At 59.3% G+C, this 21221-nt stretch carries 22 protein-coding genes; 13 read left to right on the forward strand and 9 right to left on the reverse strand.

The genetic code is table 11. The features are described from left to right. Positions 1 to 117 precede the first annotated feature (117 nt). From pyrC to ACKLNI_RS03780, 4 genes are read right to left on the reverse strand one after another with little or no spacing between them, the layout of a single operon-like run. Positions 118 to 1392 carry a dihydroorotase gene (pyrC, locus tag ACKLNI_RS03765; protein WP_413717683.1) on the reverse strand — a complete coding sequence of 425 codons (1275 nt, stop codon included), beginning with the start codon at positions 1390 to 1392 and terminating at the stop codon, positions 118 to 120. 13 nt (positions 1393 to 1405) lie between these two features. Then, entirely contained in the window at positions 1406 to 1978 is a 573-nt protein-coding gene (locus tag ACKLNI_RS03770; RefSeq protein ID WP_413717684.1) for a hypothetical protein, read from the reverse strand. Continuing rightward, entirely contained in the window at positions 1962 to 2528 is a 567-nt protein-coding gene (locus ACKLNI_RS03775; protein WP_413717685.1) for a hypothetical protein, read from the reverse strand. The genes ACKLNI_RS03770 and ACKLNI_RS03775 overlap by 17 nt, the downstream gene beginning before the upstream one ends. A gap of 1 nt (position 2529) precedes the next feature. Continuing rightward, a complete protein-coding gene (locus ACKLNI_RS03780; protein ID WP_413717686.1) occupies positions 2530 to 3486 on the reverse strand; it encodes an aspartate carbamoyltransferase catalytic subunit in 957 nt (318 codons plus the stop codon). A gap of 127 nt (positions 3487 to 3613) precedes the next feature. On the opposite strand from ACKLNI_RS03780, the gene ACKLNI_RS03785 reads away from it, so the two are divergent. The 4 genes from ACKLNI_RS03785 (at position 3614) to ACKLNI_RS03800 (ending at position 9859) form a co-directional block, all read left to right on the forward strand. Next, positions 3614 to 4369: a uracil-DNA glycosylase gene (locus tag ACKLNI_RS03785; RefSeq protein ID WP_413717687.1), complete on the forward strand. Its 756-nt coding sequence runs from the start codon at positions 3614 to 3616 to the stop codon at positions 4367 to 4369. Then, a complete protein-coding gene (gene moaB, locus ACKLNI_RS03790; RefSeq protein WP_413717688.1) occupies positions 4366 to 4908 on the forward strand; it encodes a molybdenum cofactor biosynthesis protein B in 543 nt (180 codons plus the stop codon). Before ACKLNI_RS03785 ends, moaB begins: the two co-directional genes overlap by 4 nt. Positions 4909 to 4996: 88 nt before the next feature. After that, the gene (locus ACKLNI_RS03795) at positions 4997 to 6463 is read left to right on the forward strand and encodes an efflux RND transporter periplasmic adaptor subunit (RefSeq protein WP_413717690.1); all 1467 of its coding nucleotides are present in this window, start codon (positions 4997 to 4999) and stop codon (positions 6461 to 6463) included. Between the two features lie 3 nt (positions 6464 to 6466). Next, positions 6467 to 9859, forward strand: coding sequence for an efflux RND transporter permease subunit (locus ACKLNI_RS03800; RefSeq protein ID WP_413717691.1), 3393 nt, complete (start codon positions 6467 to 6469; stop codon positions 9857 to 9859). Positions 9860 to 9864: 5 nt separating this feature from the next. Here ACKLNI_RS03800 and ACKLNI_RS03805 read toward each other — a convergent pair whose 3' ends face one another. After that, positions 9865 to 10647 carry a protein-disulfide reductase DsbD domain-containing protein gene (locus ACKLNI_RS03805; RefSeq protein ID WP_413717692.1) on the reverse strand — a complete coding sequence of 261 codons (783 nt, stop codon included), beginning with the start codon at positions 10645 to 10647 and terminating at the stop codon, positions 9865 to 9867. Positions 10648 to 10763: 116 nt separating this feature from the next. Here ACKLNI_RS03805 and ACKLNI_RS03810 point away from each other — a divergent pair, with 116 nt between their 5' ends. Beyond that, a complete protein-coding gene (locus tag ACKLNI_RS03810; protein ID WP_413717693.1) occupies positions 10764 to 11330 on the forward strand; it encodes a YqgE/AlgH family protein in 567 nt (188 codons plus the stop codon). 175 nt (positions 11331 to 11505) lie between these two features. Here the strand turns inward: ACKLNI_RS03810 and ACKLNI_RS03815 are convergent, their stop codons facing one another. Further along, positions 11506 to 13092, reverse strand: coding sequence for a bifunctional metallophosphatase/5'-nucleotidase (locus ACKLNI_RS03815; RefSeq protein WP_413717694.1), 1587 nt, complete (start codon positions 13090 to 13092; stop codon positions 11506 to 11508). A 130-nt stretch (positions 13093 to 13222) separates the two neighbouring features. On the opposite strand from ACKLNI_RS03815, the gene ACKLNI_RS03820 reads away from it, so the two are divergent. Genes ACKLNI_RS03820 through arsC form a run of 3 tightly spaced genes read left to right on the forward strand, consistent with a single transcriptional unit; the run spans position 13223 to position 14951 of the window. Further along, on the forward strand, positions 13223 to 13564 hold the full coding sequence (locus ACKLNI_RS03820) for a DUF952 domain-containing protein (RefSeq protein ID WP_413717695.1): 342 nt from the start codon (positions 13223 to 13225) through the stop codon (positions 13562 to 13564). Then, the gene (locus tag ACKLNI_RS03825; protein WP_413717696.1) at positions 13561 to 14601 is read left to right on the forward strand and encodes a quinone-dependent dihydroorotate dehydrogenase; all 1041 of its coding nucleotides are present in this window, start codon (positions 13561 to 13563) and stop codon (positions 14599 to 14601) included. The genes ACKLNI_RS03820 and ACKLNI_RS03825 overlap by 4 nt, the downstream gene beginning before the upstream one ends. Continuing rightward, a complete protein-coding gene (gene arsC, locus ACKLNI_RS03830; RefSeq protein ID WP_413717697.1) occupies positions 14598 to 14951 on the forward strand; it encodes an arsenate reductase (glutaredoxin) in 354 nt (117 codons plus the stop codon). The genes ACKLNI_RS03825 and arsC overlap by 4 nt, the downstream gene beginning before the upstream one ends. Here arsC and ACKLNI_RS03835 read toward each other — a convergent pair whose 3' ends face one another. The 3 genes from ACKLNI_RS03835 to ACKLNI_RS03845 are packed head-to-tail and all read right to left on the reverse strand — an operon-like array spanning position 14952 to position 17220. Next, on the reverse strand, positions 14952 to 16280 hold the full coding sequence (locus ACKLNI_RS03835; protein ID WP_413717698.1) for an MATE family efflux transporter: 1329 nt from the start codon (positions 16278 to 16280) through the stop codon (positions 14952 to 14954). It lies immediately after the preceding gene. After that, positions 16277 to 16786, reverse strand: coding sequence for a PaaI family thioesterase (locus ACKLNI_RS03840; protein WP_413717699.1), 510 nt, complete (start codon positions 16784 to 16786; stop codon positions 16277 to 16279). Before ACKLNI_RS03840 ends, ACKLNI_RS03835 begins: the two co-directional genes overlap by 4 nt. Beyond that, positions 16786 to 17220 carry a PaaI family thioesterase gene (locus tag ACKLNI_RS03845; RefSeq protein WP_413717700.1) on the reverse strand — a complete coding sequence of 145 codons (435 nt, stop codon included), beginning with the start codon at positions 17218 to 17220 and terminating at the stop codon, positions 16786 to 16788. Before ACKLNI_RS03845 ends, ACKLNI_RS03840 begins: the two co-directional genes overlap by 1 nt. A 115-nt stretch (positions 17221 to 17335) precedes the next feature. Between ACKLNI_RS03845 and ACKLNI_RS03850 the strand changes: the two genes are divergently transcribed. The 5 genes from ACKLNI_RS03850 to ACKLNI_RS03870 all read left to right on the forward strand — a co-directional run bounded on the left by ACKLNI_RS03850 (position 17336) and on the right by ACKLNI_RS03870 (position 21214). Beyond that, positions 17336 to 17701, forward strand: a complete 366-nt coding sequence (locus ACKLNI_RS03850) for a MerR family transcriptional regulator (RefSeq protein WP_413717701.1) — start codon at positions 17336 to 17338, stop codon at positions 17699 to 17701. 175 nt (positions 17702 to 17876) lie between these two features. Next, positions 17877 to 18281, forward strand: a complete 405-nt coding sequence (locus ACKLNI_RS03855) for a MerR family transcriptional regulator (protein WP_413717702.1) — start codon at positions 17877 to 17879, stop codon at positions 18279 to 18281. Positions 18282 to 18308: 27 nt separating this feature from the next. Then, positions 18309 to 20087: an acyl-CoA dehydrogenase C-terminal domain-containing protein gene (locus ACKLNI_RS03860; protein WP_413717703.1), complete on the forward strand. Its 1779-nt coding sequence runs from the start codon at positions 18309 to 18311 to the stop codon at positions 20085 to 20087. Positions 20088 to 20138: 51 nt separating this feature from the next. After that, entirely contained in the window at positions 20139 to 20351 is a 213-nt protein-coding gene (locus ACKLNI_RS03865; protein WP_413717704.1) for a hypothetical protein, read from the forward strand. Between the two features lie 221 nt (positions 20352 to 20572). Further along, positions 20573 to 21214, forward strand: a complete 642-nt coding sequence (locus ACKLNI_RS03870) for a glutathione S-transferase family protein (RefSeq protein ID WP_413717733.1) — start codon at positions 20573 to 20575, stop codon at positions 21212 to 21214. The last annotated feature ends 7 nt before the right edge of the window (positions 21215 to 21221 follow it).

Raw genomic sequence — 21221 nt, forward strand, 5'->3', positions numbered from 1 at the left:
GCTCTATTCGGGAAACACGGGTTCGTCCGGTTTCTCTTTCATTTGTTTAACTGCGTTAATCAAAAATGAACACGGGATGGGTCTTTTCACCAGCGGATTGATCCGTGCGTTCATGCGTCATGAGGAAGTGTAGTCAAAAACCCGCACTCCACCGACCCAGGTCCCCAGAACACGCCCCTCCATCCGCGCCTCGTCATAAGGGGTATTCTTTGATTTTGACCGCAGGTTGAACCTGTTCAGCACAAACGGAACATCGGGATCGAACAGAACCAGATCGGCCGGTGCGCCGGGTGAGAGTCTTCCGGAATCCAGTCCGAGCCGCTTTGAAGGGGCAAGCGACAAAGCTCGCCAAAGAGTGGGCAGGTTCATGTGGCCACTGTGGATGAGGCGCATCATCGCGGGAAGCAACGTCTCGAGTCCGATTGCGCCCGAAGCCGCCTCTTCGAACGGCAGGCGCTTCGATTCCTCGTCCTGAGGCGTATGCATGCTTGAAATCACGTCGATCAGGCCCGAGGCGACGGCCTCGACGGCAGCGAGCCTGTCCTCTTCGGACCGAAGTGGTGGTTTTACCTTGAAGAACGTCCGAAAGTCACCAACGTCCAGTTCGTTCAGTGTCAGGTGGTGGATCGACACGCCCGCAGTCACATCCAGTCCGGCGTCTTTGGCCCGTTCCAGACGTTTCAGCGCGCGCGCTGTCGTGATCTGATCCGCATGATACCGGGCGCCTGTCATCTCGACGACTGCCATGTCCCGATCGAGTCCCATCCTTTCGGCCATGGGCGATACCGATGGGAGGCCCTTCAGGGCGGCGAACTTGCCGCTGGTTGCCGCCGCCCCGGCGGACAGACCTGGTTCTTGCGGATGGCTTACGACAAGCGCACCCAGAGACGCGGCGTAGGTCATGCAGCGGCTGAAAACCTTTGTGTTCTCGACGACTGCATCGCAATCAGTGAACGCGACGGCACCTGCATCCATCAGGAATCCGATCTCGGCCATCTCGCGGCCCTCGCGCGCTCGTGTCAGAGCAGCCATGGGCAATACGCGTACCGGCGCAGCCTCGTTTGCACGCCTGCGGACAAATTCCAGCACTTCGGGAGTATCGATGGCAGGCAGCGTGTCGGGCCGGGTGACCATGGTGGTGATGCCGCCCGCCGCGGCGGCGGCTCCCGCGCTGCCGAAGCTTTCCTTGTGACGTTCTCCCGGTTCGCTGACCTTGACGCCGATATCGACGATGCCGGGCGCCAGGCACTTGCCAGCACAGTCAATCACTTCGGCCCCGTCCATGCCTCTGGGACCGGCAATAAATCCGTTGTCGATGGCCAGCGTGCCGATCGAGTCCGTGCCTTTTTCGGGATCGATCAGTCGGGCGTTCGTGAAAAGCAGTGCGGTCATGGTTCCTCAGGTGTCAGATGACGAAAAAAAGCACAAGTGCGCCGGACAGGGCCAGCGCCCCCAAAGCGACCATCCACCATTTGAAATGCCGTTCGGCTTCGCGATAGGCCCGCGACGCCCCCCGAGGGGCGACTACCCCTTCGGCAGCCTCGCTGTGCGCCATGCGGACCGGTGGGGGCGACTTCACTTCTTCGAAAGCCGCAATGAAGCGAAGCGCCGGATTCGGGTTCAAATACACTTCCTGGCCCTCGAAGGCTGACGACGGCACAAGAATGACAAGGCCCTTGAGGGCATCCAGAACTGCAGCCTTTCCCGCCATTGATTCTTCGGGAATGCCATAGCCTTCCCGAAGATAGGTTTGCAGACCCAGGATCTCGATCACCTTGGCGGGAAACACCTCTACCTTGCGGGCATCAAGAGAGATGTTCTTGCCAAGCAGCTTTGCGACGTTCCCTGCGGTTATTGCGGCGTCTCCTTCGGGTTCCAACGCCGTGGTGAAGATACGCACGACACCGCGTTCACCCGCACGGACATTCAGCGGGTCGTTCATCGGGTTGTCCATCTCGGGATCATTGCGGCGCCCCATGCTGTGCGGATTGGAGGTCTCTGATCATGCGATAGACGTCATGCCCGTTCGCTAGTCCTTCGAAGCCTTTCTTGTCGGTGCGCTGGTCGCCATCGCTGTCTTTTGCGGTCTCGAAATGGAAGTAGACCGACAGCGTGCCGTCGCTGTTTTCCTGTGTTTCTACGCGTGTATCGGAGTGGATTGGCAGCACCTCCATTTTGCGTCCGAAGGTGCGCGATGCGATATAGCCGTGGCGGTTCGTCAGCGCGTAGCGGATGTGCCTCGGCGCGAGGATCTCTTCGAGCCATGTGCCGAAGACCATGGCGCCTCCGACCAGCACGAAGATCGAGCCGAATGCACCGACGAATATCCCGGCCACCAAACCACCCAGGTTGCCGCTGAAGATTTGGGTCAATCCGAAGTAGCACGTGAAAAGACCCGCGCCCAGAAATGGCAGTCCGAAAAGACCAAGCAGGATATTTCGCGGGATTTGGCGAAAGCCGGGTGAGGGCGCGCCTTCCCACAAGAGCATCTCGCCAGGCTGGAACCAATCCTCCCAGCGGTCTCGCATCTCAGACAGCCAAGCTCTTGGCAGCACGCGCTGCACGCAGGTTGTCGGCCAGCAATTTCATCGCAGCCATGCGCACGGCCACGCCCATCTCGACCTGCTCCTGGATGACAGACCTGTTGATGTCATCGGCGATTGTTCCGTCGATCTCGACACCCCTGTTCATGGGGCCGGGATGCATGACGATGGCGTCTTCCTTGGCGAAGGACAGCTTCTCTGCGTCCAGACCAAAGCGGTGGAAATACTCGCGCTCCGAAGGAATGAAGGCACCGTCCATCCGCTCCTTCTGAAGTCGGAGCATCATGACGACGTCCACGTCTTTCAGGCCCTCTCGCATATCATGGAACACTTCGACGCCCCAATCGGCGGCTCCTGACGGCATCAGGGTGCGGGGGCCCACCAGCCGCACTCGGTTTTCCATTTTCCCGAGGAGCCAGATGTTCGAACGTGCCACACGCGAATGCGCGATGTCGCCACAGATGGCGATCGACAGTCGATGGAGCCTTCCCTTGGCGCGCCGGATCGTCAGGGCATCCAGCAGCGCCTGGGTGGGATGCTCGTGCCGGCCGTCGCCCGCATTGAGGACGGCGCAATTCACCTTTTGCGCCAGAAGGTTGACCGCACCTGAATTTGGATGACGCACGACCAGAAGGTCCGGATGCATCGCGTTCAGGGTCAATGCCGTGTCAATGAGGGTTTCCCCTTTTTTTACGCTGGATGCGCCGATGGCCATATTCATCACATCCGCACCCAGACGTTTGCCGGCCAGCTCGAAACTGGCCTGGGTGCGGGTCGAATTTTCGAAAAACATGTTGATCTGCGTGAGCCCAGACAAAGCAGTATCGTGCTTCACGTCGCTTCTGTTCAGATCGACATAGGTATCGGCCAGATCCAGAAGAGTGGTGATTTCGTCCGGGGCGAGATGTTCGATGCCAAGCAGGTGGCGCGCGCGGAAACTCATGGGCTCGTCCTTCGAATGCGCTTCTCTATAGGACGGCTGGTGCGCCCTGCCAAGAAGGGGCAGGTTTTGGCGCGGCAAATCGGCAGGGGCGATTGCGCATTTCCCGGCTGCGCCCTAGCTTCTGGTCATGGGATTCTGGGAAATGAAAGCGGCGCTGGAATGGCAGATCGCCATGGGTGCGGACGAGGCGATCCTCGATGCGCCGGTCGATCGCTATTCCCTTCCTGAGACACCGTCAAAAAAAGCGGACGCTTCGCTGCCGCCACCGGTCGAGGATAAGATTGACGCGGTCGCTGTGTCCCGTGCCACAGCCGAGTCTGTTACTGATCTCGACGGTTTGCGCGCTGCGATGGACGCTTACGAGCACTGCGAACTGAAGCGCGGCGCGCGGCAACTGGTATTCTCGGACGGTCAGCCGAATGCGAAGGTCATGATCATCGGCGAGGCACCGGGCCGGGATGAAGACATGCAGGGCAAGCCTTTTGTCGGGCGTGCCGGACAGCTTCTGGACCTGATGTTCAGCCATATCGGACTTTCGCGTCAAAGCCCCGCCGCTGAAACCGCGCTTTACATCACCAACGTCCTGCCCTGGCGCCCTCCTCAGAACCGCGATCCGCAACCTGACGAGGTCGCGATGATGCTGCCGTTCCTGAAGCGGCATGTGGAGCTGATCGATCCCGATATCCTTATTGCCATGGGAAATCATTCCTGCCAGGCGCTGTTGGGGCAACGCGGAATAACGCGGTTGAGGGGCAAATGGGCCGAGGCGCTGGGCAAACCGGTACTCCCCATGTTTCACCCCGCCTACCTGCTGCGCACGCCCGAGGCAAAGCGCGAGGCCTGGGCTGATCTTCTCTCTCTCAAGGCAAGGCTGTCCAAATGAGCCGCATAGACGAGTCCAAGGAATTCATCCCGGTCCGGATTGCGGTTCTGACCGTCAGCGATACCCGTTCACTGGATGACGATCGTTCGGGTGATACTTTGGTGCAGCGGATCACGGATGCCGGTCACAAACTGGCCGCTCGCGACATCGTCACAGATGACCGCGACAAGATCGCTACGCGCCTCCGCAACTGGTGCGCCGACCCCGAGATCGACGTGATCCTGTCCACGGGCGGTACCGGACTGACGGGGCGTGATGTGACGGTCGAGGCGCACAGGGACGTGTACGAGAAGGAGATCGAGGCCTTCGGAACCGTATTCACCCATGTATCGATGGCCAAGATCGGGACGTCGGCAGTGCAAAGCCGCGCCTGTGGCGGCGTAGCGCAAGGAACCTATTTGTTTGCACTGCCCGGCAGTCCCGGAGCGTGCAAGGACGCTTGGGATGAAATCCTTGTCTGGCAGCTGGATTATCGCCACAGGCCCTGCAATTTCGTGGAAATCATGCCACGTCTCGATGAGCACCTCCGACGGAAATAGCACTCTCATACGTTTGAACCACATGGGCTTTGCTAAATGACGGGCAGAGCTACATAATGCAGCGTTGCAACTTCACGGACGAACCGTCGTGCGATTTCTCAGACGATCCCTTGTCGGTCTTTTTCTGCTGGCTGTGACCTTCGGCCTGATGGCCTATGCCGGTTCATTGGTCTGGGATGCCCTGCAGGCACGCTGGTCGGATGAACCGGGTGAGCGGCCCGCGCGGGAGCGCGTATTTGCCGCGGACGTCGTGACGATATCCCCTGAAACCATCCGCCCGGTTCTTTCGACCTTTGGTGAGGTGCGTTCCCGACGCACATTGGAGCTCCGGGCTTCCGCAGGCGGTCAGGTGATCTGGTTGTCTCCGGAATTCGAGGAGGGTGGCGAAGTCGAGGCTGGCGCGCTTCTGGCCCGGATCGATCCCGCCGACGCGCAATCTGCTCTGGACACGGCCCGCGCTGATCTGTCCGAGGCTGAAGCGGATCTGCGCGATGCGGAACGCGCGCTTGGGCTGGCGGCGGATGACATTCTGGCGGCCGAGGATCAGGTTCGTTTGCGAGACAGCGCCTTGACGCGGCAGCAGGACTTGTTGGACCGCGGAGTAGGCTCGACAGCCGCTGTAGAAACAGCCGAACTTGCCTTGTCTTCTGCGCGGCAGGCGCTGGTCTCACGGCGCCAGGCACAGGCCAGTGCCGAGGCTCGGGTAGACCAGGCAAACACGGCTCTGGAACGGCGCAGGATCGCGCTGGCAGAGGCAGAGCGGCGTCTTGCGGATACCGAGATTGAAGCAGAGTTCACCGGCGTTCTGAGCGAAGTGTCTGTGGTCGAAGGCGGCTTGGTCAATGCGGGTGAAAGCCTTGCCCAGCTGATCGATCCGAAGGCGCTGGAGGTCGCGTTTCGTGTTTCAACGCCGCAGTATACGCGGTTGCTGACCGAGAGTGGTCGTCTTGTCGGTGCCGATGTCTCTGCTTCCATCGACATTCTTGGCGTCAATCTTGAAGCCAAAGGCGTCATCAGCCGTGAAAGCGCGGCAGTCGGCGAGGGTCAGACCGGACGGCTTCTGTTCGCGCGTCTGGATAGCGCACCCGGGTTCAGGCCGGGAGATTTCGTCTCTGTGCGCATTCAAGAGCCGCCGCTGGATCGCGTGGTACGCTTGCCTTCGGCTGCCGTCGATGCCGCTGGGACCGTGCTTCTCCTTGGTGAAGAGGATCGGTTGGAAGTCGCGAGTGTCCAGGTTTTACGTCGCGAAGGCGACGACGTCATAGTCCGAGCCCGAGGTCTCGCCGGTCGTGAGATCGTGGCCGAGCGCACACCTCTTCTTGGTGCAGGAATTCGTATTCGCCCGATCCGCCGGGGTGCCGACGGCGCGGCAGCCCCAGAACCCGAGCCAGAAATGCTGTCGCTTGATCCCGACCGACGCGCGCGGCTTGTCGCTTTTGTCGAAGGAAACCAGTTCATGCCGGCCGAGGCCAAGGCTCGCGTTCTGGCTCAGTTGCAGGAAGACCTGGTGCCAGCCCGCGTGGTCGAACGCATCGAATCCCGGATGGGAGGCTAGGTCATGGCCCGTGATCTGGCCCGCGCCACGGGTGGCATACTCTCGTATTTCACGCGCCACCGAACGGCGGCGAACCTTCTGCTTCTGATCCTTCTTTTCGCCGGTGCTTACACAATACCCCAGATGAGGGCTCAGTTCTTCCCGGACGTCATTGTCGACGATGTCGATATATCGGTCACCTGGGATGGGGCCGGGGCCGAGGACGTGGACGCCGCTATTGTCCAGGTACTGGAGCCCGCGCTGCAGGGTGTGGACGGGGTGTCTGAAACCTCGGCGACGTCCCGCGAAGGCAGCGCATCGATCAGCCTGGAATTCGAGCCGGGCTATGACATGGATCGGGCAGAAGAGGACGTGCAGACCGCGCTCGACGGTGTGAACAATCTCCCAGAAGATGCCGACGACCCGGAGATCCGTCGCGGGCGCTGGTCGGACCGGGTGACGGACGTCATCATAAAGGGGCCGGTCGGGGTCGATCAGCTCGCGAACTTTGCCGATGAATTCGTCCAGCGGCTATTCGCGCAGGGGGTGACCCGTACCACCATCAGGGGGCTTGCGGCCCCCGAAACGATTGTCGAAGTCACCTCGCTTGATCTGATCCGTCACGACATCACGATGCGACAGATCGCTGACGCGATTGCAGAAGAGGCCGAAGCTGACCCCGCGGGTGATGTTTCTGGCGCTGCCCGCGTGCGCACCGGTGTCGCCAAACGCTCGGCAGACCAGATCGCAGATATCGTTCTGCGATCGTCCGACGACGGCACACAACTGCGGATCGGCGACGTTGCCCGTATTCGGGTAGAGGGCATCGATCGCGAGCGCGCGTATTTCGTGGGGCCTGATCCAGCCATATCGATCCGAGTCGACCGCTCGGCTCAGGGCGATGCGATCCGCATGCAGCGGACTGTCGAAGAGGTCGCTGCCGAGATGGAGCGGACCCTTCCCACCGGCGTCGAAATCGATCTGATCCGTACTCTTGCCGAGTCGATAACCGCGCGTCTGAACATCCTTCTGGACAACGGCGCCATGGGGCTTGGCCTCGTGGTGCTGTTGCTGTTCCTGTTCCTCAATGCGCGCACCGCGCTTTGGGTGGCAGCCGGGATTCCGGTCGCGATGACCGCGGCGATCGCGATCATGTGGATGGCCGGATTGACGCTGAACATGATCTCGCTTTTCGCGCTGATCATCACCCTCGGTATAGTTGTGGACGATGCCATCGTCGTGGGCGAGCACGCCGATTTCCGTGCTCGACGCCTTGGCGAGGACCCAGCCACGGCGGCTGAGAATGCCGCGCGGCGCATGTTCACGCCGGTCTTCTCGGCGACGATCACGACCATTATTGCCTTCTTTGGTCTAGTCGCCATCGGGGGACGCTTTGGCGACCTGATTGCCGATATTCCGTTTACGGTCATCGTGGTTCTGACTGCGTCGCTGGTCGAATGCTTCCTGATCCTGCCTAATCATATGAAGCATGCGTTGACCCACACAGCCAAGGAACACTGGTACGACTGGCCTTCTCGTTTCGTGAACAGGGGCTTCCGCTGGATCAGAGAAACCCTGTTCCGGCCGCTGATGGCGGGTGTGATCGTGGCCCGCTATCCGGTTATCGCGTTCGTGATTGTCATTCTGGCCAGCCAGGTTGCGCTTTTCATTCGCGGTGACTTGCAATGGCGCTTCTTCAACGCGCCTGAACAGTCTTCGGTCACCGGCAATTTTGCCATGGTGCCGGGTGCGACGCGTGACGACACGGTCGAGGTCATGCGCACGCTTCAGAAGACCGTCGAGGAACTTGGCGTCAAGTATGAGGCCGAGCATGGTCGAAACCCGATCCGCTATGCGCTGGCCGAGATTGGTGGAACGACAGGGCGTGGCCTTGCGGGTGAGGAGACAAAGGAAACGGACCAGCTGGGGTCGATCGCGATCGAACTGATTGATGCCGATCTGCGTCCGTATTCTTCGTTCGCCTTCGTTGCGGAACTGCAGGACGCCGTTCCGCGTCATCCGATGCTGGAGACCATCAGTTTCCGCGGCTGGCGCGGGGGGCCAGGTGGCGACGCGATCGACATCGAGCTGTCCGGCGCATCCTCGGAAACGCTGAAAGCCGCCGCTGAGAACCTGAAAGCTCAACTCGTGCGCTATGGAGAAGTGTCGGCGCTGGAGGACAATCTTGCCTATGACAAGGAAGAGCTGGTTCTGGAGTTGACGCCGCAGGGGCAGGCGTTAGGGCTGACCATTGACGATCTGGGCGGAACGCTGCGCGCGCGCCTGAACGGGATCGAGGCGGCCACCTATCCCGACGGGCCTCGCTCGGCGGCGATTCGCGTAGAGCTGCCGTCCGGCGAACTGACCGCCGATTTCCTTGAGCGCATGTTGATCCGGACCGGACCGACACAGTCGGGACAGGGGGTTTATGTGCCATTGGCCGATATCGTCACGGTCGAACGCCGCACAGGATTCTCGACGATCCGGCGCGAGAACGGGATACGCGTCGTGTCAGTGACGGGTGATCTGTCCGAGGACGACCCCGACCGCGCCACCGAGATTTCAACCGAGATTCGTGAGGTCATCCTGCCGAAACTGGAAGAGGATTTCGGGATTTCGACCTATATGTCCGGTCTTGCAGAGCAAGAGCGCGATTTCCTTGCCGACGCCCTGACTGGCCTGGTCCTGTGCCTCGCGGGAATCTACCTGACGCTGGCGTGGGTGTTCTCGTCCTGGCCGCGGCCATTCGTGGTGATGGCAATCATTCCTTTTGGACTTGTAGGCGCGATTTGGGGTCACCACCTTTGGGAAGTGCCACTCTCCATGTTTTCGGTTGTCGGCCTCATAGGAATGGTTGGCATCATCATCAACGACTCGATCGTTCTTGTGACGACCGTTGACGATTACTCCAAGGACAGGGGTCTGTTCCCGGCAATCATTGATGCGGCCGCTGACCGACTGAGGCCCGTGTTCCTGACCACGGCGACGACCGTTCTGGGGCTTGCGCCGCTGCTCTACGAGACATCGAAAGACGCGCAGTTCCTGAAACCGACGGTTATCACGCTGACCTATGGTCTTGGTTTCGGGCTCGTGCTCGTACTGCTGGTCGTGCCCGCTCTACTTGCGATCGGGCATGATCTTGGCAGGAATATCCGGGCAGCACGTCGGGCCTTCGCAAGCGGCGCGCGCGCGCCCGGCATGGGCCTTGCGCTGGGCGTTGCGGCGCTTGGAATGACGGTTGCATTCGTCTTTACCCTCGGTTCGGTAATCGTCAGGGGAGCCATGCCCGCCGCGCTTGGCGGCGGCACATCTGCTCCGATCGCGCTGGGCGTGTTTGTTGCAGTGTCGGCGGCTATCACAATTGTTGTCTGGTTGCTTGCCAGCGTTCGAATGGCGGCGCGGCGGGCAAGTACCTGAGGGCGTCAGTCGCACCCCAACGCCTCGACGGCCTTGCCGCCGGCAAGAATTGTCAGCCGGACGTCCGAGCGTGCGAGCGCAAAGGGCGTGGCGCTTGGAGGGACCATTTCGACCTCGGCGCGTAGTGTCACTCCGGTGCGGCTGACCGTGGCCTCCGATATCCAGAGACCCGACTCGCCAGCTTCGATCACGGCGACTTCTTCCCCGTCCATCTTCGCCACATCGGTCTCGACGCCCACGCGAAGCCCGTCCGAGATCGGAGAAATCTCACAGCGCAGTTCGCCGCCGATAGAGGGACGATCATCCAGAGCGGCCTTCAACGCGCTTGAATCGTGCCGGGCGGGAGTGAGTTCAGCGGCGATGCGGAACGTCACGGGAATGCAGATATCTTCGCAAACACCGATTTCGATCTCGCCCATCAGACGGATCGTGCCGGCGCGGTCGTGCGTGTCGATCAGCAGCGGAAAAAGCACGCTGTCTTTATAGCCGATTGAGCGCAGGCCGTTCTGGTTGAAGACTTCCGGTACCGGATAGTGCACGTCGACGTCAGCGATGTTCGAGGACCCGGACCAGTTGAAGGATGGGGGAATACCGCCTTCGCCAGGCGCACGCCAATACGTTTTCCACCCCGGTGCCAGTCGGATGGACAGGCCAGCTATGTGCCGCCCATCTGCGTCGCGCCAGCCGGGAACGATTCCGATCTGTGCGACGTCATCCGGAACCTGCGCCGAGGCGGGCAGGGCCAGAATGACGGCAAGAGCCGTGGTCATGATCGAACGTGCCAACATCACAAATCCAATACGCCGAACAAAGGTTGAAATTGAAATCACATTCAGGTCACGGAGCGTGAGTGTTGTGGCCGATCCTCTTGATCGAACTCACTTGCTTCCCCATTCTGTTATATATGAGCGCACCCGATAGTCTTGAAGGCAAACTCTTGATTGCCATGCCCGGAATGGGGGATCCGCGTTTTGAGCACAGCGTGGTTTTCATGTGCGCCCATTCCGAGGAAGGCGCGCTTGGCCTGATTGTTAACAAGCCCGCTCCTGAGTTGCGGTTTGCGGCGCTGATCGAACAGCTTGGATTTGATGTCGGTGATCCCAAGCGGGAGATCCGTATCCATTTCGGCGGTCCTGTGGAGCACGGCCGCGGCTTCGTTTTGCACTCATCCGATTACCGGTCAGAAGGCTCGACGCTCGAGGTGGATGACTCCTACAGCATGACCGCGACAATGGATGTTCTCGAGCAGATCGCCAGAGGCGACGGCCCCAGTTCGGCGTTGCTGGCGCTGGGATATTCAGGATGGGGCCCCGGTCAGCTTGAAGCCGAAATATTGCAGAATGGCTGGCTGACCTGCGATGCCGCGCCCGAGATCGTCTTCGGTGAGAACGACGAAACGAAGTGGAGCGCAGCGCTCAGAACGTTGGGGATCGATCCGCTGATGCTGTCGGGCACTGCCGGACGCGCTTGAGCGATTTCACGTTCATGGCTGAGCGTCTGGAGGGCTTTTCGAAAGTCCTAGATCTGAGTGATGCCCACAGCATGCAGGTGCAATACACTTAGCCGACGCTTTGCATATCTTTGGAATACGCAGAAAAACGGGCCGCCCCACAGAGGGCGGCCCGTTTGTCATCAGGCAGAAAAGATCACTCCTTCACGGTAATCCGGCCGTCTGTGTAGGGCGTGTAGGGTCCCTGTTTTACCAGATACTCAATCGTTACGTCGGCAAGGTCGGGGCCGTAGTCATAGACATTCTCGGCATTCGCGAACATGCCGTAGCCGTCGCCGCCACGACGCACGAAGTCGTTGGAGACGACCCCGTACATCTTGGCCGGATCGAGCGGCACCCATGTTCCGCCCTCGTCGACCATTATGTCCACGATGCGCTGGCCCGTGCCTGCCGCCGGATCGATCGTGTATTTCATCCCTGAAACCTGCGCAAAGCGGCCGTCCTTGTCAGGATCGTCGTACTGGGCAACGGCGTTCTCGAGCGCCTCTTTAACCGTTGCGCCCGGGATGAAGAAGGTCGAGAGCGTGTTCTGGAACGGCAGAACCGTCAGCACCTCGCCTTTGGTAATGTCGCCCTCGTCGATCGAGGCACGAAGCCCACCCCCGTTGGCGATGGCGATTTGGATGCCCTGGCTCTTGACTCGGTCGAGCATCGCGTCGGCCACGAGGTTGCCCATCTGGCATTCCCTGTAGCGGCAGTTCGAACGCTCGCCGTCGATGGCCTGTGCGGCTTGGGCCACGACCTCATTGCGGATCTCGTCGAGGGGCACGGCGGCTTCGGCGACGCGGGCCTTGGTGGCCTCGTCCTCAGTTACGGCCGCATCCATAATGACAAGATCGCCGGTCGCCTCGGTGACGTTGCCGTCGTCGTCGAAGGTGACGCTGAGCTCCCCCAGGTACTTGCCATATGCGAAGGCCTGGACAATCTGCACGCCGTTCACCACGGTCGGATAGGGTCCGGCAGCGCCTTCGACCGAGTTCGACAGAAGCGTGTTCGAGTGCCCGCCGACGATCACGTCGACCCCGGTGGTCTCCGCCGCGACGCGTTGGTCCGTCGCATAGCCCGAATGGGACAGGACGACGATCTTGTTGATGCCCTCGGCGGTCAGCCGGTCGACCTCAGTCTGCACCGCGGGGACCGGATCAGAGAACGCGATGTTCGGGCCAGGCGAGGCCAGTTCGTCGGTGTTCTCGGGCGTCAACCCTATCAGACCGATCTTCTCGCCACCCTTTTCGATCACGACCGATTTCTGGATCGCGCCCGCCAGGATCGGTTCGCCACTGATATCGGCATTCGACATCAGGATCGGAAAATCGACTGCGGCGGTGAATTCCTTGAGGACCTCGGGACCATCGTCGAACTCGTGGTTGCCGACGGTCATTGCGTCGTAGCCCATCTTGTTCATCATCTCGGCGGCGAGCTTGCCCTTGTAGAAGGTATAGAACAGCGTGCCCTGAAACTGGTCGCCGCCGTCGACCAGCAGAACGGGCGTGTTGCCCGCGCGCTGGCGGGCGGCCTCGATGCCGGTGACGAGACGCGCGGAGCCGCCGAAACACTTGCCCTCGGTATTGTCCTCAGCCGAACAGCCCGAGTTGAAGCGGCTGATCGGCTCGAAACGCGCGTGGAAGTCGTTCGTGTGCAGGATGGTCAGCGCGAAGTCTGCCATCGCAGCGCTCGCGCTAAGCGCCAGAATGGCGCTGCCCGAAAGCAGTTTGATAATCATTTTGGGAATCCCCCTGTCGGTTGTTCTTCGGAAGAGAGTGACGCCAACCGGACGGCGAGTCAAAAGGCAGTTGCGCTGTCGCAGCGTCAAGTAGCTTGACCCCGGCAGTCTGCCTTGTCACTGAGCACTCATGGTCACGATCTACAAGATATTCCGTTCGGTTGAGAACGACGACTTCGTCCGGCGAGGCGAAACAGAGGGAGCGCCTGTGGATGTTGCGGATGGTTTCATCCATTTTTCCACAGTTGAGCAAGTCGCCGAAACGGCCGCCAAGCATTTTTCCGGCGAAACGGATCTCAAGCTGTTGGCGCTTGATTCAGACTTGCTGGGAGACGATCTTCGATGGGAACCGTCGCGCGGCGGTCAACTCTTTCCGCACTTATACCGGCGCCTGCGCATCGATGACATTCTTTGGACCAGGGACCTGCCGCTTGGTGCGAAGGGTCACGAATTTGGGGATCTGCTATCGTGATCGAACGGCTGGGTCTTGCAGTCCTGAACCGGATCGATCCCGAGATGGCACACAGCTTTGCGCTGAAGGCTCTGCACACACCATTCGCACCCCAACCTGGGCCTGTCCGGTCTCCGCGGCTTGAAACCCGGCTTGGTGATCTGTTGCTGCCGAATCCAGTTGGTCTCGCGGCAGGTTTCGACAAGAACGCGATGGCGATTGCCCCGCTGATGCAGGCCGGTTTCGGTTTCATCGAAGTGGGGGCTGCAACACCGCGGCCGCAGCCCGGGAATCCGCGCCCGCGACTATTCCGGCTGCGCGAGGATCGTGCTGCGATCAATCGCTTCGGCTTCAATAACGATGGCATCGAGGCCATTGCCGACCGGCTGGCCGAGAGGCCTGAGGGTATTCCCGTAGGTCTCAACATAGGGGCCAACAAGGACAGTCCCGATCGCGCCCGCGACTTCGCCGAAGTGATGCGCGTGGCCCGTACTCTCGTGGATTTCGCCACCGTCAACGTATCCTCGCCGAACACTGAAAAGCTTCGCGACCTGCAGGGTGCCGAAGCTTTGCGCGGCTTGTTGTCCGGTGTCATGGCTGAGCGTGGAACAGTTCCGATCTTTCTGAAAATCGCGCCTGATCTGAAGGACAGCGAATTGGCCGAAATCGGAAGCGTGGCGATCGAGGCTGGTGTAACCGGAATCATCGCAACGAATACAACACTGTCGCGCGGAGGTCTTGTTAGCCGCCACCGGAATGAGAAGGGCGGGCTCTCCGGCCGTCCGCTTTTTCTTCCTTCAACTCGGGTTCTTGCGCGTCTCTACAGGGAGACCGGAGGCTCGATGCCGTTGATCGGCGTTGGAGGCGTCGCGTCAGCGGCGGACGCCTATGCCAAGATCAGGGCTGGTGCCTCGGCGGTGCAACTTTACACGGCCATGGTATATCAGGGGCTTTCGCTGGCGGAGAGGATCGCGCGAGGCCTCGAGGAGATGCTGGTCAACGATGGATTTCAGAATGTGTCGGAGGCAGTTGGAACCGGGGTGGAGGATTGGCTGTGAGCTTGGTGATCTGGCATAATCCAAGGTGTTCGAAATCGCGTGCAACGCTAAAGCTGCTTGAAGAAAATGGAATCGTCGCCGAGGTGCGGCTTTATCTTGAAGACCCACCTTCACAGGCAGAATTGCGGGACGCACTTTCAGCTCTTGAACTGCCCGCATCGGCCCTTGTTCGGAAAGGTGAAGCCGAGTGGAAAGCGAGTGGACTTGGATCTGAAAGCAGCGAGGCCGAACTTGTCACCGCGATGGCTCGGTTTCCGAAACTGATTGAACGTCCGGTCGTATTCAGCGGCTCAAAGGCGCGAATTGGTCGCCCGCCAGAGTCCGTTCTCGAGATTCTGGATCGGAGCTGATCACGCGGCGGTCCGTTCTAGACCTGGATATTTCCAGCCCAGAAGCAGCGCGCGCGCTGCATAGGAAATCATTAATGCTAACCACAATCCATGATTGCCGAGAGTCGGAATCAGGGTTGCCGTTGCTGCGAAGTAGATTGCGGAAGATAGAAACATCATGTTGCGCATGTCCCGCACCTGAGTGGCACCAATGAAAATCCCGTCTAGCTGAAAGGCTGCGACGCCGAGAATGGGCGCTGCTGCAACCCAAGGAAGATAGGTCTTGGCCTCGGCGCGCACCTCGGGCGAAGTCGTCATGAGATCGATGAGCGCGGCACCGAAAAGCGCGACCGCGAGCGACAGCATGACTGCTGCAACCATGCCCCAGATCGAGGTGAGAATTGCCGAACGCCGCAATCGTGTTGGGTCGCGCCTGCCTTTTGCGTTTCCAACCAGTGTTTCGGCGGAGAACGCGAAGCCGTCGAGCGCATAGGCAAAGACATGCACGAACTGAAGAAGGACTTGGTTCGCAGCAAGCGGAACGTCTCCGAAATCCGCGCCGAAGAAAAGGAACGATACGAAGATCGTTTCCAGAAGCAGCGATCTGAGAAGAATGTCGCGATTGACAGCGGCCATGTGCCAAAGGCGTGCCCGATCCATTACGCGAGCCCATTGCCGCCAGAAAGGACGGCGAAAGGCCGCGCCGCAGAGCCATAATCCAAGGGCAAGTCCGGACCATTCCGCGAGGAAGGTTGCAAAGGCCACTCCCTCGACTCCCCAGCCCAGCCCGATGACGAAGATGATATCCAAAGCGATGTTCAGGCCGTTCATCCAGAGTTGCATGGCAAGAACGGCGCGTGCCCGCTCCGACGCTATCAGCCAACCTGTAATTCCAAAGATCGCGATGGCGGCCGGTGCCGACCAGATGCGGATGGTCATGTAGTCACGCGCGAGGGACTCTACTTGTTCCGAAGCCGGCGACACCATGAAAGCGGCTGCAAACAAAGGAATCTGTAACGCTACAAGCGCCGCCCCTCCCGCCAGGCCGATCAGAAGCGCACGGGACAGTAGGGCGTCCGCTTCTCCCTGATCTTCGGCGCCGAGGGCCTGGCTCGTCAGCCCCACAGTTCCCATCCGAAGGAATCCAAATACCCAGTAGATTGCCGAGAGAATGACAGCGCCGATGCCAACGGCACCGATCGGCACAGGGTCGCCGATCTGGCCAACGACTCCGGTATCGACTGCACCGAGAATTGGCACGGTTGCATTCGAGAGGACGATAGGCAACGCGATAGCAAGAACGCGGCGATGAGTTATCGGTTTTGGGGGATGAGCCAGGGCGTCGGTCATCCGGAGGGCGGAGGCATCAGGAAATGACCGCTGGCCTGCGCGAAGGGACGCGATCGGTTGTCCTGCCAGGCTTCGACATGGACGCTGGCATAGCGGCGCCCTGACCGGTTTACCCGGGCCCGAGCATAGGCGTCACGGGGCAGGCCGGACCGCAGGTAGTCGACGGTGAAATCGATCGTCTTGGGCATCCGCGGCAGGGTTTCCGGCGAAAGCATGCGCGCGTCTCTTTTACCGCTTTCGATTTCTTCCCAAAGCCCCTGCCAACCCAGTTCCACCAGTGCGGCGGTTTCCAGAAATGCTGCCGTAACACCGCCATGCAGGGCGGGCAACATCGGGTTGCCGATCAGCTTGTCGTCAAATGTGAGTACCGCGGTCAGTTCGTCTCCGCGCCTGTCGAAACTGATGCCAAGAAAACTGGCGAACGGTATGCCTGAGACGAGAGCTGCTAAAGCGCTGTCGCGGCGCTGTTTGACCACCTGGACTGGTTCTGGAGTCCCCTTTGCCATTAGCGCTTCAAACCTTGCTCTACTGTGAATGCACCCGTCGCGGTTGCAACAGGGTTGCTTTCGTCCTCGTCTAGAGCGACGGCCTTCACGAAAGCCACGCTGCGCGTGATATGATAGACTTCCGCTCGCGCAACAATTCGCTGACCTGGCGTCGCTGCCCGCATGTAATCGATCCGAAGGTCAATGGTTGCCGTGCCGCCTGGACTTGAAGGATGGCTCATTACGGCCGCACCGCCTGTTGTATCCATCAACCCCGAAACGGCGCCTCCGTGAATGACTCCAGTGACGGGATCCCCCACCAGTGACTCGTTGTACGGCATCGAGATGACGGCACGGCCGTCGCCGATTTCCTCCATCTCGAGTGACAGTGCCCGGGCATACGGGAGTGCCGAGATGAACTGGCGCGCCAGTTGGATCTTTTTTTCCTGGTCCATGTATCGATCTTTCTGATGGCCGTCTTATCGGCTGTGAACCACACCAAGAGCAAGGCCCGTCAATTCCATTGATACGGGCTGCCAAGGACTCTAATTTGACGACGGGAGGACGAGAATGCCTGAGCGTCTGTCGTTTAAAGAGATGTGTGCGCACTTCGACGTAACGCCGCGAACGTTGCGCTACTACGAATACATCGAACTCCTGGCTCCCGAGAAAGAGGGCCGCTCCAGGTTCTATGCGTCGCGTGAGATTGCACGCATGACCCTGATCCTCCGTGGTCGTCGCTGGGGCTTCTCACTTGAAGAAATCAGACAATGGCTCCTGATTTACGAAGAGCAGGGAACAGACGCGCAGTTTCGGGAATTTCTCCGTCTTGCCGACCGCCAATTGGAGGCGCTCAGCAAGGAACGTTTGGCGCTGGATGAGACGATCGAGGACCTCCGGAAGATTCGATCTGAGGTCGCGAATTCACTGAATTGACGTCCGAACTACGACAGCAAGCCACTCCAAAGTTTCTCGGAACGTAGCGTCAAAACATCAAAAAATTAGGCAGCGGCAGGCGTGACGCGACGTTACGTTTACGTAAACGTCATGTAGGCTTGCAGGTGTAAGGCCAGACCAGCATTTGTGTGCCGCCAAGTTCTGGAGATTGTCCATGACCGATACCTACATGAGCATTCGCGAGATGTGTGACGCGTACGATGTGACGCCCCGCACACTTCGGTTTTATGAATCCAAGGAATTACTCTTTCCGGTTCGCCGTGGAACACACCGCTTGTTTACCCGTCGAGATCGGGCAAGGCTCAAGCTGATCCTGCGAGGCAAGCGCTTTGGCCTGAGCCTCGAGGATATTCGGCAGTTGCTCGATCTCTATGATCCGTCCAGCCAGAACCTGACCCAGATGACCCGGGCCTATGAGCTGGGACGTGAGCGGTTGGTCGACATGGAGCAACAGCGCGCCGAACTGGACGAAGCAATTGCCGATCTTCGCGATCAGCTCAGATGGGGTGAGGAGATGATCGAGTCTCTGAAGAACCCAAACGCTCAGGCTGCAGAATAGTCTTATTTGTTCAGGGAGACCCAAGTAATGGCCACCTATATTCCACCCGTCAAAGACCAACAGTTCATCCTGCACGAAGTGCTGAGGATCTCGGACAGCGATATTCCGGGTTATGCAGATCTCGACAGCGAGTTCACCGGCGCGGTTCTGGATGAAGCAGGAAAAATTGCAGCCATTGTTCTTCAGCCATTGAACAAGGTTGGAGACGAGCAGGGATGTGTTCTTGAAAATGGCGTTGTCCGGACTCCGGAGGGGTTCAAGGATGCCTGGAGACAGATGGCTGAAGGAGGCTGGATGGGTCTCGACGCCAGTCCAGAATTTGGTGGCCAGGGTATGCCGCATCTACTGAACACTGCGACAGGTGAACTATTCTCGACAGCGAACATGGCTTTTCAGATGTATGTCGGCTTGTCGCATGGCGCTGCATCCGCGTTGGCTGTCCATGGCTCCGAAGAGCAAAAGCAAACATATCTGCCCAAGATCTACTCGGGAGAGTGGTCGGGCACCATGAACCTGACTGAACCGCATTGCGGAACGGATCTGGCCTTGATCCGTACCAGAGCAGAACCTCAGGATGATGGCTCTTACAGGATCACAGGTCAGAAGATTTGGATCTCGGGTGGCGAGAACGACTTGGTCGACAACATCGTACATCTTGTATTGGCGAAAATTCCGGGTGGTCCCGAAGGCATCAAGGGCATCAGCCTTTTCGTAGTTCCGAAGTTTTTGGCCAAAGCAGACGGGACCTTGGGTGAACGCAACAGCCTGTCCTGCGGCGGTCTCGAAGAGAAGATGGGCATTCACGGCAATGCTACATGCGTAATGAACTATGACGGCGCAACCGGCTGGCTGGTCGGCGACATGCACAAAGGCATGCGTGCCATGTTCACAATGATGAACGAGGCACGCCTTTCCGTTGCTTTGCAGGGTTACACCCAAGGCGAGGTCGCATATCAGAATGCCCTGGGATTTGCGCGCGACCGTTTGCAAGGGCGGGATGTGACCGGAGTTCAAGAGCCACAGAAACCGGCCGATCCGATCATAGTGCACCCGGACGTCCGTCGCGGTCTCATGGATCAGAAGTCTCTGGTTGAAGGCGGTCGGGCGCTGGTTTTCTGGGGGGCCGAACTGATCGACCGTTCGCAGCGCCTGAATGACGAGAAAGCCGAGGCGATGATCTCGCTTCTGATCCCGGTCATGAAAGGTTTTCTGACTGACAAGGGCTTCGAGACCTGTGTTCTGGCGCAGCAGACCCTTGGTGGCTCTGGTTTCACCAAGGAGTGGGGAATCGAGCAATTCGTTCGCGATGCGCGGATCGCGATGATCTACGAGGGCACCAACGGCATCCAGTCTCTGGACCTCGTGGGGCGAAAGTTACCAATGAACGGCGGCCAGACGATGATGGCGTTCTTTGATCTGGTGAAGACATTCATCAAGGAGAATGAGAGCAACGGCGAATTGAAAGCTGGGTTCCTGGAGCCCCTGAAGGCGGCGTCGAAAGATCTGCAGGCAGCGGCGATGTACTTCATGCAAGAGGGCTTGAAGAACCCGCTGAACGCTCTGGCGGGATCATATGATTTCATGCATCTCTTCGGGCATGCCGCTGTTGGTTTCATGTGGGCACGGATGGCTAAGGCAGCGATGGATGCCCTAGAGGCCGGTTCGTCCGATACGGATTTCTACAAGACCAAGATTGCAACCGGCCGTTATTACATGGCGCGGCAACTTCCGGCGACGGGAATGCATCTTGCCCGAATCACAAGCGGAGCAGAACCGGTGATGGCGCTTGACGCGGCGAACTTCTAAGAGATCAGGGCGGGCATTTGACCGCCCTTTTCGTCTGCAACAGGAGGAGACATGCCAAAGCGCCTGCGCCTGACCCGCCGATTTCCGGTAGCCATGACCGAGGACGGCTACCGGCGACTAAAGAAGTTCTCATCGGAAGCCGGTCTGGACGAGGGGGAAGCCCTTTCTTTTCTCTTCGAGAATTTCAACTCTGTGATGGACCACGACAATCTGGCCGCACGTCTCCGGATCTTCAATTCCGAGCTTGAGGCACGAAAGAAATAGTGTGGGGCCTCATTGGGTTTACAGAAGAGACCAGCGTGGTAGCTCCGCCAACCGTTGGTTCAAACATGACGCAGATGGCGGAGCCAGGGCTTGCGCGGCCCTAGCATCACTAGCTTGTGCCGCATTCTGCCTTTATGCGCTCATAACTTAACGCGGGGTTAAGTTCAGGAGACACAAACGGCCGGCTCGATTCATTGACCGGCAGAAAGGGAAATCTGATGATGCAACTCCATTGTTTCGGCGAAAGCGGGCACAGCTACAAGGCGGCGTTGGCCTTGGAGTTATCCGGCATCGAATGGGAGCCGGTTCATCTGGATTTCTTTAACGGCGCCGGGCGCACTACGGAGTATCTGTCGAATGTCAACGAGATGGGTGAAGCGCCGGTCCTTGTAGACGGAGAAGTTCGTCTTTCACAGTCTGGCGTGATTCTTGGCTATCTCAGTGAAAAAACTGGCAGGTTTGCCGGCGAAACGGCCGAGGAGAAGCGAGAGGTTCTGCGCTGGATTCTCTGGGATAACCACAAACTCTCCAGTCAGGCAGGAACGGTTCGATTCCTCAGGAATTTTCTGGCGCCTGAAAAGCGTCCCGTCGAGGTGATCTCTTTTCTGGAAGGTAGGTTCAAGGCCGCGCTTCGGGTTCTTGAGACACATCTGACGCAACGTGACTGGGTTGCAGGACGCGGCGTCACGAATGCAGATTTCTCTTGCTGCGGCTACCTTTACTACGACGAACCGTTCGGCTTCGAGCGTGCGGATTGGCCGCATATCGACCGCTGGCTCACCCGACTCTCGGAACTGGACGGTTGGAAGCACCCATATGATCTGATGCGGCCGGCATTTCCGGACCTGAAACGCGGAAGTTAAGGAGACT

Source organism: Silicimonas lutimaris (assembly GCF_047314965.1).
Taxonomy (GTDB): domain Bacteria; phylum Pseudomonadota; class Alphaproteobacteria; order Rhodobacterales; family Rhodobacteraceae; genus JAVJUV01.

Excerpts from the sequence above, each read along its gene's own strand:
- pyrC (WP_413717683.1), bottom strand. The coding sequence starts at position 1,392 with ATGACCGCACTGCTTTTCACGAACGCCCGACTGATCGATCCCGAAAAA.
- ACKLNI_RS03770 (WP_413717684.1), bottom strand. The coding sequence starts at position 1,978 with ATGGGGCGCCGCAATGATCCCGAGATGGACAACCCGATGAACGACCCG.
- ACKLNI_RS03775 (WP_413717685.1), bottom strand. The coding sequence starts at position 2,528 with ATGCGAGACCGCTGGGAGGATTGGTTCCAGCCTGGCGAGATGCTCTTG.
- ACKLNI_RS03780 (WP_413717686.1), bottom strand. The coding sequence starts at position 3,486 with ATGAGTTTCCGCGCGCGCCACCTGCTTGGCATCGAACATCTCGCCCCG.
- ACKLNI_RS03785 (WP_413717687.1), top strand. The coding sequence starts at position 3,614 with ATGGGATTCTGGGAAATGAAAGCGGCGCTGGAATGGCAGATCGCCATG.
- moaB (WP_413717688.1), top strand. The coding sequence starts at position 4,366 with ATGAGCCGCATAGACGAGTCCAAGGAATTCATCCCGGTCCGGATTGCG.
- ACKLNI_RS03800 (WP_413717691.1), top strand. The coding sequence starts at position 6,467 with ATGGCCCGTGATCTGGCCCGCGCCACGGGTGGCATACTCTCGTATTTC.
- ACKLNI_RS03805 (WP_413717692.1), bottom strand. The coding sequence starts at position 10,647 with ATGTTGGCACGTTCGATCATGACCACGGCTCTTGCCGTCATTCTGGCC.
- ACKLNI_RS03810 (WP_413717693.1), top strand. The coding sequence starts at position 10,764 with ATGAGCGCACCCGATAGTCTTGAAGGCAAACTCTTGATTGCCATGCCC.
- ACKLNI_RS03815 (WP_413717694.1), bottom strand. The coding sequence starts at position 13,092 with ATGATTATCAAACTGCTTTCGGGCAGCGCCATTCTGGCGCTTAGCGCG.
- ACKLNI_RS03820 (WP_413717695.1), top strand. The coding sequence starts at position 13,223 with ATGGTCACGATCTACAAGATATTCCGTTCGGTTGAGAACGACGACTTC.
- ACKLNI_RS03835 (WP_413717698.1), bottom strand. The coding sequence starts at position 16,280 with ATGACCGACGCCCTGGCTCATCCCCCAAAACCGATAACTCATCGCCGC.
- ACKLNI_RS03840 (WP_413717699.1), bottom strand. The coding sequence starts at position 16,786 with ATGGCAAAGGGGACTCCAGAACCAGTCCAGGTGGTCAAACAGCGCCGC.
- ACKLNI_RS03845 (WP_413717700.1), bottom strand. The coding sequence starts at position 17,220 with ATGGACCAGGAAAAAAAGATCCAACTGGCGCGCCAGTTCATCTCGGCA.
- ACKLNI_RS03850 (WP_413717701.1), top strand. The coding sequence starts at position 17,336 with ATGCCTGAGCGTCTGTCGTTTAAAGAGATGTGTGCGCACTTCGACGTA.
- ACKLNI_RS03855 (WP_413717702.1), top strand. The coding sequence starts at position 17,877 with ATGACCGATACCTACATGAGCATTCGCGAGATGTGTGACGCGTACGAT.
- ACKLNI_RS03860 (WP_413717703.1), top strand. The coding sequence starts at position 18,309 with ATGGCCACCTATATTCCACCCGTCAAAGACCAACAGTTCATCCTGCAC.
- ACKLNI_RS03865 (WP_413717704.1), top strand. The coding sequence starts at position 20,139 with ATGCCAAAGCGCCTGCGCCTGACCCGCCGATTTCCGGTAGCCATGACC.
- ACKLNI_RS03870 (WP_413717733.1), top strand. The coding sequence starts at position 20,573 with ATGCAACTCCATTGTTTCGGCGAAAGCGGGCACAGCTACAAGGCGGCG.